The organism is Bacteroidales bacterium (genome assembly GCA_014860575.1).
GTDB lineage: Bacteria > Bacteroidota > Bacteroidia > Bacteroidales > JAAYJT01 > JAAYJT01.
Map to the genome: position 1 here is coordinate 121,746 of JACZJK010000057.1, position 13,487 is coordinate 135,232.

The following is a 13,487-nucleotide window of genomic DNA, read 5'->3' on the forward strand; positions in this document are numbered from 1 at the left end:
TATATTTTGTTGTTATTATTCATGATACTGTGTTTTAATATCTCGTATTTCAATTACTTATTCGACCCCCGTGCAGGAATATGTATCCACACCTGACCATGGGTAGGTATCTCCTGCACCAGGGATCAGGTAATTCACAAACTGCACTTTTGTAGATACAATGAGTAGTATCTCGTTGTAGTTGGCGGTTCCCCACCAGTTACAACTTGCGTCAATATTTGCAGAAGTCGTGCTTGTAATGCCGTGATTGGCATTACTGGTAATGCTATTGCCATTGATTGAAATTCCAGGATCAGTACCCGTGTTTTCATCATTTTTCAGAACCCGGATACCAGCTGAGCTATTGCCTGCCGCACCATTGCCAGAGATCAGGTTGTTTTCGATGCTAATACCGCTTGCACTAGCATTTGCCCTCGGACGTATAAGGATACCACCGCCATCATTTGCACCGGCATTCTGGCCGTTGTTTGTGATCGTGGAGTTTTGTACGATGATATTAGAGAATGTTCCTTCACGCCAGGTAAAATATATACCCGAGCCTGGAGCACCGGAAACATTTCCGTTGCCATTAACCGTAATACCATTCAGGTTAACATTCTTTCCTTTGTTGAACATTAAACCAAAATACATATTGCCAGAGAAAGAAGTTCCGGTAATGCTTACATTGTTTAGATCATCGCTGTTGTCATAATTATCGAGGGTAGCTGCAGTAGAGAATCCGAACAGGTTGCCGTCCATTTCACCATTGGTAATCGTAAGTCCGTCAACTTTGGCTTCAGCATCAATCTGTAAGCCGTTGCCGTTGATGTTCAACACAGTGTTAGTCAATGTAAGATTTGTTATATCCGAACCTGCACTCACATGTACACCATACAGATGCTGGTTGGATATTACGTTAACAAGTGCAATCCCAGATAATATTCCATTGATATGAATACCACGGCTGGGCGGCGAACTGCCTCCAGGGCCAACAATGGCTATGTCTTTAATGGCAACATTACTGGCTGTGATGCTCAAAATATTCGTGGAAAGTGCATTGCTGCTTTGTATCAAGGTGTTGACAGCGCCATAGCCTGAAATGGTAACACCCTTCGTCACATTTATAAGTTCATCATAATTTCCTGAAGCTACTGAAATGTAATGTCCGTTCACTGTGGTTTCGGCATCAATTGCCGACTGTATGGTCATATGTGTAGCTATAATTTCAGTATTTGGTTCTGAAGGATCATGATTGTAAACTATAACTGGCCCCATCACCCCAAGAGTACCATTGATTAAGTTTATATCATAGTTGTCAGTAGTATTAGTATTACCAGCATCCTTAATCACTATATCAAATATTTCTACGAGGTAGAACCCAGCGAGTGCATCTGCTTCTGCTCCTGCACTCGAAAGTGTTAGAGTCATGGTATGACTGCCAGCTAGAGATGTGCCATTTGTCAGAGTATATTCATTGTTTTCAAATGTATATATATTACCATAGGACTTGCTGACATTGTTGGCTGTGATCTCAAGCGGACGGGATGTTACCTCAAGATTTCCATTAACATAGGTAATATTATATTTGGCTGTGACATTATTGCTTGAGCCGTCAAGAATTACTGCGGCGCTCGGAATATTGTCGCTCGTACCTACGGCGGCCTGAGAACCAGTCAAGGTAACTGCTTGCAGGGTATGCCCAACAAGTAGTGCACCGGCTGTAACCGAGTAACCGGCATTTGTCAACGGTATACCGTCATAGACCTTACTATCACTACCTGCGGTGATGGTAAGCGGCGCAATACCTGTGCATGAATATTTATCCTCTTCTGACCACAGGTGTGTTTCACCTCCTGCATCCGGAATCAGGTAATTCACAAACTCTACATTGACTGATACTTTTGGCAGGATTTCGCTAAAGTTTATTGTTCCCCACCAGTTGCAACTGGCGATGAGTGGTGCTTCTATAATATCAAGGTTGTTTACACCATATGGCTCAATACCATCACTTTGCCAGGTTGAAACATTATTATTGTAAATTGCATTATTTACAACAGTGCCTGTATTGGAACTGGCCATTACTACACCCTGTGCGTTGTCAAATATTGCGTTTTCATTAACATTGATACCGGTAGATGTTCCATAAGCATTGATACCTGCAACGTTGTTATAAATCTTATTGTTTTCTACAGTCCAATCCTTTGTGCTACTGAGGCGCATGCCTGAGGTAAGTGCAATGCTTTGGAATCTTCCTACGCCTGGTAAATGGCCATATATTTCATTGTTAATAACAGAAACATTCTCCTCATTGCCATTGGCTGATATGCCTCTGAACAAGTCCTTGCCAGGCAAACCAATATTGTCAGTAGTCCCTCCATTATTATAAATAGAATTGCCTTCAATGATGGTGTTTATATTGAATGGCCCGGGTCTGGGATCAGCGCCAAGATTATAGATTTCTGAATAATTCAGTTCTATACCCATCAACTCATTGTTGTAAATTTCATTGTTTTTGATGGTTAGGTTACTTGTAGCCAGTAAAGGAGAACCGGATGAAACCTTATTTGCCAATGTCATTGCCGGTTGTGAATACACTGATATTCCTTTGCCTGACCAAATGTTTATAACATCCTGTGTATTGGCAAAAATCTCATTTCCTTCAATTGTTATGTTCTGAGAATGGAATATAAAGATCCCATAACTGTTATTGGTAATCCGGTTGTTTTTAATGATGACATCCTGAACGCCGAAGCCCCACCAGGAACTGAAAGTAAAATCAGTTGCTCCTGCTGGTTTTACTCCTAATATGTATTTATCGCCACCAACCATGATGCCTCCATTGGTTTTTCCATCAGCAGTACCTGACTGATCTTTAGCTCCCTGGATTGTAAATCCCTGAATAGTTACTCCACTGGAGATTATTTGGAAAACATCACGATCAACACCACCATCGGTTGGGGCATTCACGATTACATCCTCTGGAGTGTTCACATTTCCTGTTAGGATGATGGATTTATCAATTTTGATTGGAGCCAATAGATTGTATGATCCGTTAGCCACCTGAATTGCATCTGCTGCATTGGCTTCATCAATTGCAGCCTGTATAGTACTGTAGTATTTATTTTGTGTGGTGTTATGTACAGGCCAGATGCGAAGTGCACCATTTTCGAATGTAATATTGTAGTTTTCACTGCTTAGGCCCTGAGGGCTGATCACGTAATCTCCAACTTCAGTGGCACTGATTGCTGTGCCAACAAAGGAAAGCACACCGCTAAGATCGTCCTGATCTTCTCCCGTAACAATACCATCATAGGTGACCGTGTAGCTGGTATAGGGGAATACAAGTCCATCATAAACCTTGTCTTTGTCAGCGGCTGTTACAATCAAAGTTGCTTTGGTTATTTCCAACTCACCATCAATAAAGGCAATATCGTAGTTGCCGCTTGTCAGACCTGCTGGGGCGATTGTATAGTTGCCAAAATCAGTTGCATTGATTGCTGACCCAGCAAAAGTCAGTGTGCCGCCAAGTACACCTTCGTCTTCGTTCGAAACAAAACCATCGTAAGTGACAGTATAACTTGCATAAGGGAATACCAACCCATCATAAGCCTTGTCCTTGTCTACGGCGATTACCATCAACTCTGCTCGATTAACAATCACTACAAGATCGCAACTACTTGTACATCCATTTCCGTTTATAATTGTCAATGATAGCGTATAGCTTCCTGCGGCATCAGCATTCACATCAACAGTTTGCCCATTGTTTGCACCTATGATGGTTCCATCACCAGAAATATTCCACACATAAGAGGTCATACCTAACGGTGCTGCGAACTCTGTCACATCAGCGTAGGTAACTGCATCAGGTCCTGTGACTTCGCAAACGGGAAGTGCATAAACTGTAACAACATATTCTACTTCAACACCATAGCAATTGCCAAGGGTAGGAGCAATTACGTAAGTTACTGTCCCGTCAGTTGTCAGTGAATTGGTAAGTGTTTGAACAGGTATCGTTCCTGTTCCAGTTGCAACAGAGCCTGTGATTCCGGCTGAAGGATAGGCTATCCAACTCAGAGTAGCTCCAACAATGTCAGATGTAAGTTCCACAGCCGTGGTAGAACCTCCTGAGCAAATCGCCTGTGCCAGTTCAATATTTGTAACTGATGGTGTAGGATTAACTCCTATTGTTACATTTTGTTTATTGCTGCAACCATCAGCGGTGATAGTAAATTCATAAACCACATCAATAGAAGCATTGGTGGTGTTTGTTAAGACTTCGTTAATAAAAGCGGTTCCACCCGTTGTAGGACCTTGCTGGATTCCTGCAACTGCTGCTCTGCTCCAACTGAAAGTTGCTCCAGTTGCACTGCTGGTTGCCTCATATTCGAATGCTAGTTCACTACAGATAGCTGTTGGTGCAAGCGATGAAGAAAGGACAGGCAATGGTTTCACAGTAACTGTAATGGTGAATGCATCGCCAACACAACCTGCTGCGGTTGATGTTGGAACAACGAGATATTCTGCAGTTCCGGCCTCAGTATTGCTTGGGTTTATGAGAACCTGCTCAATAACAGCACCACTACCAGCTTCTGCTCCAGTTATGTCTCCTGTGATATTTCCGATTGTCCATGTAAACGAACTTGCCAGGCTCGCAGTTAAAGCAATATCAGGACTGGTATTGCTGCAAATAAAGAATTCATCATCATTTGTAACCAAAGGTAATGGTTCAATAGTAACTTCATCCGTTGCTGTAACGACTCCACAGCCATCGGCTGCTGCAACTGTATTGGTAATAATGTATGTTCCGGGTAAACTTGAAGCCAGATTAATTTCTCCAGTCGTAGGGCTAACAAAAACAAGTCCCGGCTGGTCAAAGCTGAAAATTCCAATTTGTGCACCTTCATCTAAAATCGGAGTAGGATTCGATCCATTATTACAATATGCAGGTTCATAACTGAATCCGGCTAGAGGTAATGCGGTTATAGTCACATCAACGATTGTAACTGATTCCGGACAGCCACCTAATGCAGCAATGGTGTTAGATACTGCATAGGTTCCCGGAATACTTAAGGAAATATTAATCTCACCGGTTGTTTCATCAACAAATACAAGTCCGGCTGTAGATGTAAATGTTCCTTTCACACCACCATCAAGCATGGTTGGCACTGGGTTACTGCCATCGCTGCAATAAGGTGAATCAGCGTATTCAAATAATCCATGGCTTTGAGCATTTACATTGATAGTAGCAAATGGTTCGTTTCCTGGGTCATAAACTCGTATGCTTCCATTGTCGTCTGTAACGCTGTGTATTTTGTAAATGTATGAACCTGTTACCAGTGTGGGGTGTGTGATAATGACCGCATTACCTGCAGTAATGATATCCTGGGTAAGCCCGTCGTTTATACTATATAATAATGTATACGGTGGTAATCCGGCTGCACCTGTAAAAGTTACTTCCGGCTCATCAGCTGAATATTGACATACCTCTGTGGGTACTGCACTTATTTGCGCTACAGGCAGTGAAAGGATTTCAATACTTATAGTTGCCACTAAACCGTCAACACATGGGCTAACTGCTGCAAGCGTATATGTAATGAGGTATGAGCCCTGAACACTATTAGCTGGAATTATTTCACCTGTTGTGGCATCCAGATCAAGATCACCTGAGTTTCCGTCATGTGTGAATGTTCCACCCAGGTAATCACCGCTACCAGTGATCGAGACCGGTTGCGGTCCCATGTTTAAAGTAAAAGGGCTGTTGTAGTTGATGGAAGCGGTTGGCAGTTGCAGTACAGTTACTTGAGTAGTTTTAATTACAGGAGGGCAACCTCCTCCTCCAGGAACATAATATGTTATGGTATAATTTCCCGTCAGGCAGTTTTGTGGATTTATCTGCCCTGATGTAGAATTAATGCAAAGACCTGTGGGAACCGCGCTGAAACTTGCTCCCGTAGGTGGAGTATATGCCGGAATCGAGAAATCAACATCTATGGTTTGCGCTTCAGGATAGGCACAGAAGTGGTCAGGAATATAGCTGATTTCCGGTTCCAGTGGACTATCCGTGATTGTAACATCAATACTTACCGGGTCGCTGTCGCAGCCGGGAATATCAGGTGGAAGATAGGTGATGGTGTATGTTCCGGAAGAAACATTTTGTGGATTGAATGCTCCGGTTTCGGAGTTGACTACAAGCGGAATTTGGGGTGCGCCACCTACCGGCTGCACAGAAAAAGTACCTCCCTGAACACCAACAATGGTTGGGAAATAAATGTTGCTGGCGGAATTACAGAATGTATTACTCTCATAAAACACCTGGTTGTTGATAATGGCGTCAAAAATTATGGCCTTAATCAATAATCTGTCGCATTCACCACAAAGATTCTCATCAATGTAATCCACATAAAATGTAGTGGTTAATTCAAGGTAATCAGTGGTATACGACAAGCCAGTGTGGAAAGGTGTGCCATAAAACGGCTCTGTATACCACTTGACGTTTGATGGGTCAAGTACTTGTCCGTCCCATTCAACAACCAGATCAACAGGCCCTGCTCCACAGCGCACAACGTCAATACCCTTTATGGGTAGCTGGGCGCGAACGCTCACAACAGAGAGCAGAAGCAACAAAGTAAACAAAGCTAACGCTCTGATCAGTTTGGTTTGATTTGTAAAGTTTCTCATAAGATTTGATTTTAAAATATTGGAACATTAATTAAGATGATTTAAAAATATATGGATTCAGACGCAAAGTGCTGTTTTCGTGAATAATGACTGTCTACAAAAGAAGAAAGCGATCAGAATCAGCATCCGCACTCGGAGTCCCCTGCCAAGACAAGGGACCCCGCAGTGCAGGACACTTACCGGGAATAGCTCCCCGAGTTTTGCAAGGGTCGTATAGATGCTGAAAGGTTTTTTTATTTCCATGTTCATACTTTCATGTTAAGGATTTTTAACGATTTATTGCGAAGCCTACATAAAAACTGTAAATAATTTTACAACTGTGTAAAATATTCGGAGTCGTAAAAATAATCTCTTTATGAAAGCATGGGTAAAAAAAAACCACGTGAAAACCACGTGGTCATATAAAAAAGGGTATTAATTCGTGGAAAAAGACTACTTGCTTTCCACTAGGAAAAGAGAGAAATCAGTAAAATGTAAATATTCTTTACGAAAAGGTTACAAAAAATTGCAGAAAATAATTGCGCTTTAGCTAAATATTTAAGAGATGTTTGGTAAGATTGTCGCATGCATCAAGTCCTATTTTTTTTCGGATATTGGTACGCGTGTATTCAATTGTGCGCTGACTGCGGTTGCTTAGTTCTGCGATTTCTTTTGTTGAAAGTTGCATTTTTAAAAGCGCACACAGTTTGATCTCCGCTGGTGACAAGGTGGGATAGAGTGATGCTAGCTTAGTTATGAACTCATCATTGAGCTCATTGAACCGGATCTCAAAGTCTTTCCAAAGCTGATGCCCTTTCTCAGCTAAAGTGAGCATTTGCAGAGCGGATTGTAAATGAACTGATGTGTCATCATTCGATCTTGTAATTAATTTATTGATCTCATCTTTAATAGGGCCAATGGTTTCTTCAAGCTTTATCAATGCTGTGACTTTACCGGACAACTCACGTTTATTGGCCTGGAGTAAACTTTGCACGCGCTCATTTTCCTTTTGCTGTATGAGCAGTTTTTGCTCATAAATAGTATTCCGGCTTCGCATATAAGCAATAACAGCAGCAGAAACAGCTAATAGTAATAGTATTATAAAAACACCGGTAAGGTTCATCATTTTGACTAAACGAAACTCTTTTTTAAGGTGAGTGATCTCAAATTCATTTTTACGGGTTTCATAAGCAATTTCAAGATCTGCTATTCTGGAAGCATTTTCTAAGCTCCAAATGCTGTCGTAAAGCCTGGTAGAATGCTGAAAGTTGATAAGTGCATTCCGGAAATTGCCCTGAATGCTGTCAACCGAGGCCAGCAATTTGTACCCACGGCTTTGATTTGACAAAGAATTAATTGATTTAGCAATCTCCAGGCCTTTATGTATGTGAAGTCTTGCTTTTTCATAGAGAGCATTCACAAAATATGCCCTTCCAGCATTGATATGTAATTGGGCCTGAATACTGGGTTCGTTTATCTGATCCACAAGTGCGAGCGCTTTTTCATAATAATACAATGCGCTATCTGCTTGGTTCGCACTAAGATAGGCACTACCGATATTGGAACTGATCGAAAGCAGGTTTGTATTATCATTATTCTCGCTAGCCAGTTTCATGCCTAAATATCCGTGTTGTAAAGCCTGATTGAAGCTATCGGGCAATTCGCTGTAGATTGCGGTGAGGTTGTTATAAGCGGTAATCTGATTTTCCAACATGCCCAATACTTCGCCAATATTTATTGCCTTGTGGTATTGCTCAATTGCCTTATCATTCCTGTTAAGACGGAAATATGTATTGCCCAGCGCGTTAAGTGTGTATGTCAGCCGAATAGAATCTTTGTTTTCTTCCTGAAAATCTGCAACTTCATGCAACAACAGTAATGCTGTTGCATAATTATCCTGTCGTAAATTGAAAACGCCAAGATCGAACTTCGATTTCATGATGCCGGTTTCATTCTCAAGCTTGATATCAATTTCCAGGGCCTGTTCGAGATATTTCCTGGCGCTATCGGCATTTCCCTGTTTGCTATAGAGGCAACCCATATTATTGGCAGCCTGTGCAATCTTTGGCAGGATTGCTGGAGACTTCCCTATGTTCATCGTCATCATGAAAAAATCAATAGCCCTGGTATGATCGTTCGCATACCAATAAAAAGTTCCCCATGCATTAAAGTAATCAGCCCTGACAACATCATCGTTTTCATTTTCAACGCTGGCAGTAAGGGTCAGAAGTTCAAAGGCTTCTTCCGGGTTTGAAGGCAATAATTCCTTAGCAAGCAGAATTTGTGCATGACTGCTGATTTTCTTGCCTGCATTTATTTCAATAATGTTCCTGAGACTGTCAACCTTCGTTTGCTGCCCGCTGCTTGTGTTTATCAAACACATAAACAGAATTACGAATGGTATGAATAAACGCATGATCAATAAAAATTATGAAACACGAAATCAGTAATCAAGAGGTGAAAGTAGTTCACATATAGTAAGGCCCAAAATATGCAAAAAACGAAATACTTAATACCAATCCGAAAAAAACATCACAAAGATGGCTTTAAGAATATGATACCTAAGTCTCAATTGCTAAAACTGATGCTAACGGATTCCTAAACCACTTTTTTATCAATATACTTTGAATTGATAATTCGCAAGGTTCCCATATAATCCAGATTAAACTCAAGTGTGTCGCCCACTTTCAGATTTTTTTCATTCTGGCCCAGGTCAACCACCAACATATCTGAACTGGCGCCAACAAATCTCAGATTTTGATCAGCAGGCTTAATGTGCGATTCCTCAACATCAAGCAAGCCCAGGTCAATGATTGCGCGAAAGGAAGTTTTTCCGATTTCTTCCAATGGAAAATCGAATGAATGGCCTTCAACATTGGTGCCCATCTCCCCCATCGGAACAAGCGGCTTTTCAATCAATTCAATGATTTCTGCGTAGAGCGTGAAAACATCGCTATGCATTTTTTTATATGCTGTGTTGTTGTACACATCCGTTCCCAGGAAGAGGGTTTCACCAACACGAAAATGATTCACGCCACCGGGCAACAACTTTTGATCAATCAACGGAATTGTTACCGATGAACCTCCTGAAACATAAGGGATTTTCTTGTTGAACCTGGCTTCAATCAACTGTTTGTAAAGACTTAGCTGGATTAGCTTATCATGATTGGGCAGCACGCCATACAAGCAGGATAAATTGGTCCCTATACCAATAACCTCAATAGAGGGAAGTTCAAAAACTTCTGCATAAAAATCCATCACATCGTCGCGCATGACGCCTTCGCGCAATTCACCCAATTCAATCATGATCATTATCCTGTGAACCTTCTCCTGATTGCCGGCTTCCCGGGAAAGCGCACGGATTGTTTCGAGCTCAGTATTAAAACTTATGTCAGCATACTTTACCACACCAGGAATCTGAGTTTTGGGTGGCGGTTTGATATAAATGGTTTCAATCTCTGGCGCCAGTTCTTTTACAGCCCTGAGGTTTGAAACCCTGGAATCGCAAACCTGTGTAATCCCCAGCTTAATAATTTCGCTGATGAAAAGGCGGTTTCCGCAGAGCATCTTCGAAACAACTGACCATTTAATATCATGCTTCCTGAAAAGCTTATCAAGGTAATTGAAATTGAATTTGAGCTTCTTCGAATCCAGTACAATTGATGCCATGCTTATGTTCGTTTATATCGCATTTCGAGGTATTTGCTTGTGAAGCCAATTTTCTCATATAAAAAGCGGGCAGGGTTCTCATGTTCAACGTGAAGTTTAACGTCGCCTTCTGTCATTTCCAGTGTTTTTTTCATCATCATTTTACCCAGGCCTTTGCCACGATAATCACGATGTGTAGCAATATATACAAGAATATTTTCAGGGATATAACCACCCATTCCGGTTTGGTTCACAATAACAACACTGAGCATTTTTTTATCTTCGCTCAAAACAATGGCAAGGCCACCGAAGGATGGTTCCTCTTTAACCGCGTAGTTTAAGCATTTCATGATGTGTTGTTTCTCATCGCCAAACTCGTCGAGGTGGTCGGACAGGAAGTTTACAATTTGATTTTTGGTGGTTTGATCGGGCTTGGTAAAAGCATCGTATATTTTAAACTGATACATAAAAAGTGAATTAAATTATTATTATGCCTGCGACATGAGGCCAAATGAATACAACATAAAAAGAGTAGGACACGTCAGTTAAAGAAACCAACAGCTTGAGCCTGGCGTAACTTAAGTACGGATTTTCCCGGATGCATTATTTGCGATTTAATCATATCTGATTGCCTTTACCGGTGTGATGGCTGATATGATTGCAGAAGGAATCAGAAGAACCAACACGCTGATAATCAGTGTTCCAATATTTAGAAGCAGCAAATATACGAAATTTATCTCAATCGGGACGACGGAGACATAATAGGATTCCTGAGAAAGCTTGATGATGCCAAAGTATTTTTGTGCGAACGCCAGGGCAAGGCCGGCAAAATTTCCCCAGAGTATCCCCTTGATAGCGATGTTGCCAGCCACGATGAGAAAAACCTTACGGATATTCCAACTCTCATAGCCCATCGCTTTCAGCATTCCAATGGTGTGGGTTCTTTCGAGAATAATGATCAGCAAGGCCGAAATCATTGTAATTACTGCTACCAAAACCATTAAACTAAGAACAATGATGACATTCATATCCTGTAATTGCAGCCAGTCGAAAATTTGCGGGTAAACTTGCCTGATGGTTTGAGCATCGAGGTCGTAAGGTATCAGGTTGTACACCTCTTCAGCAACAGCATCGAGATGTTTAAAATCATTCACCAATATCTCAAAACCTGCCACCTGATTTTCATTCCAGGCATTCAGCCGCTGAATATGGCCGATATCGCAGATAACAAACATATCGTCAAACTCGCCGAGGCCGGTTTCGTAAATTCCCTGGATGTTAAATCGTCTGGCTCGAATCAGGTTATCAATGATAAAAAACATCCGTACATCGTCGCCGGGTTCTAGTTTCAATAGCGAGGCCGTATTTTTCGATATCAATATCTGATTTGAAACTGCAGTATCTGAAAACCCAATGACCGAACCGGAAATAATTTTCTCACCAAAAAAAGACCAGTCAAAATCTTTTCCGGCACCTTTGAGTACAACACCTTCTATGTCCTCGTCAGTTTTCAGTATCCCCGGTTTATATGCAAATACCTGGACATGCTTCACGCCGGTGATTTCACGGAGTTCATCCATTAGTGCTTCATCTGTTTCAACAGAAGTTGACTCGTATGAAACATTCGCATCGTAATGGCTGACCTGGATATGCCCGCCAAAACCAATCACTTTGTCCCTGATTTCCTGCTGGAACCCGGTAACAATGGCCATAGCAATGATCATCACAGCAAGTCCGAGCGCAACGGCAATAATGGCGATCCGGATAATTGGATCAGAAAAACCACCTGAATGTCCTTTTATAAGGCGGCGGGCGATAAAAAATTCAAGGTTCAAAGCAAAGAATTTGTTATTTTGCAAACCTACATCAATTTTGGATTATTTCATACCGCCAAGACGCAATGACGCCAAGAATCGATGTATTGCAAAGAATGATGAATAATGCAGCTTCTCACCGAAATAGAAAATTATTAGCATAAAATCAGAACAAATGAAAAGACTGATCAAGTTTAGAAAAATACCTTTCATCGCTTTGCTTCTTTTGGTTTCATCGTGCCGGGCAACACCCCGGCAAGATGCGAATCCAAAGATGTTGGTCACAGGTGCTGAAAGAACAGAAATCTATCTTCCGATGTTGAAAGGCAAAAACATCGGCCTGGTGGCCAACCATACTTCACTGATCGGAACCACACATTTGCTGGATAGCCTGTTGGCGCTGGAGGTGAACATTATCAAAGTTTTCTCGCCTGAGCACGGATTCCGTGGCGATGCTGATGCCGGCGCACAAGTGTCTGGAGGCATTGACCCTAAAACCGGAGTTGCCGTGGTTTCATTATACGGCCAGAAGAAAAAACCTACGCAGGAGGATCTGCTTGGCCTCGAATTGGTCATTTTCGATATCCAGGATGTTGGCGCAAGGTTCTACACCTATATCAGCACCATGACGCTGGTGATGGAAGCCTGCGCCGAAAAAAGCATTCCCCTTATGGTTCTGGATCGTCCGAACCCAAATGGCTTTTATGTTGATGGACCGGTGCTGGAACCTGAATATACTACTTTTGTTGGCTTGCATCCGGTTCCGGTAGTGCATGGCATGACAGTAGCTGAATACGCTCAAATGGTCAACGGTGAAGGCTGGCTTGAGGCGGGGTTATCGTGCGAACTCAAAGTGGTTCCGATGCTCAATTACGACCATCAAACCTTGTATGAACTTCCGGTAAAGCCTTCGCCCAACCTACAGGATATGACCTCTGTGTATCTGTATCCTTCGCTTTGCTTTTTTGAAGGAACCATGATGAGTGTGGGGCGGGGAACAGGAAAACCGTTCAGGATTATCGGGCATCCTGATTATACCGAGGGAGATTTTAAATTTATACCGGTGGCTACGCCTGGGGCTGCTTTGAACCCACCGTTTAAAGATCAGGAATGTGTAGGTTTTGATTTCAGCGATATGGCTTACAGCATCATATTGCATCAGCGGTTATCATTGCAGCCGCTCATCAATGCCTACCGGTTTTTCAAAAATGAAAAATCATTTTTTAACAATTACTTCAATACCCTTGCTGGCACAGCAACTTTGAGGGCGCAAATTGAAGCCGGTTTATCGGAAGCTGAAATCCGTGAAAGCTGGCAGGAAGACCTAGCTGAATTTAGAAAGACAAGGAAGAAGTATCTTCTTTACGACGACTAGTTCTGGTAGCCTAA

General features: G+C 42.0%; 6 protein-coding genes. 1 reads left to right on the forward strand and 5 read right to left on the reverse strand.

From position 1 onward, the window contains the following. Positions 1–57 precede the first annotated feature (57 nt). The 5 genes from IH597_15930 to IH597_15950 form a co-directional block, all read right to left on the reverse strand. Positions 58–6,657 carry a right-handed parallel beta-helix repeat-containing protein gene (locus tag IH597_15930; GenBank protein MBE0663947.1) on the reverse strand — a complete coding sequence of 2,200 codons (6,600 nt, stop codon included), beginning with the start codon at positions 6,655–6,657 and terminating at the stop codon, positions 58–60. A 529-nt stretch (positions 6,658–7,186) separates the two neighbouring features. Continuing rightward, on the reverse strand, positions 7,187–9,052 hold the full coding sequence (locus tag IH597_15935) for a tetratricopeptide repeat protein (GenBank protein MBE0663948.1): 1,866 nt from the start codon (positions 9,050–9,052) through the stop codon (positions 7,187–7,189). Between the two features lie 182 nt (positions 9,053–9,234). Beyond that, a complete protein-coding gene (locus IH597_15940) occupies positions 9,235–10,305 on the reverse strand; it encodes an alanine racemase (protein MBE0663949.1) in 1,071 nt (356 codons plus the stop codon). Between the two features lie 2 nt (positions 10,306–10,307). Further along, entirely contained in the window at positions 10,308–10,751 is a 444-nt protein-coding gene (locus tag IH597_15945; GenBank protein ID MBE0663950.1) for a GNAT family N-acetyltransferase, read from the reverse strand. A gap of 147 nt (positions 10,752–10,898) precedes the next feature. Then, positions 10,899–12,143 (reverse strand): ABC transporter permease, encoded by a 1,245-nt coding sequence (locus tag IH597_15950; protein MBE0663951.1) that lies wholly within the window; start codon positions 12,141–12,143, stop codon positions 10,899–10,901. Positions 12,144–12,273: 130 nt separating this feature from the next. On the opposite strand from IH597_15950, the gene IH597_15955 reads away from it, so the two are divergent. Next, complete coding sequence (locus IH597_15955) at positions 12,274–13,473, forward strand: DUF1343 domain-containing protein (GenBank protein ID MBE0663952.1); 1,200 nt, start codon at positions 12,274–12,276, stop codon at positions 13,471–13,473. Positions 13,474–13,487 lie beyond the last annotated feature (14 nt).

Excerpts from the sequence above, each read along its gene's own strand:
- IH597_15930 (MBE0663947.1), bottom strand. The coding sequence starts at position 6,657 with ATGAGAAACTTTACAAATCAAACCAAACTGATCAGAGCGTTAGCTTTG.
- IH597_15935 (MBE0663948.1), bottom strand. The coding sequence starts at position 9,052 with ATGCGTTTATTCATACCATTCGTAATTCTGTTTATGTGTTTGATAAAC.
- IH597_15940 (MBE0663949.1), bottom strand. The coding sequence starts at position 10,305 with ATGGCATCAATTGTACTGGATTCGAAGAAGCTCAAATTCAATTTCAAT.
- IH597_15945 (MBE0663950.1), bottom strand. The coding sequence starts at position 10,751 with ATGTATCAGTTTAAAATATACGATGCTTTTACCAAGCCCGATCAAACC.
- IH597_15955 (MBE0663952.1), top strand. The coding sequence starts at position 12,274 with ATGAAAAGACTGATCAAGTTTAGAAAAATACCTTTCATCGCTTTGCTT.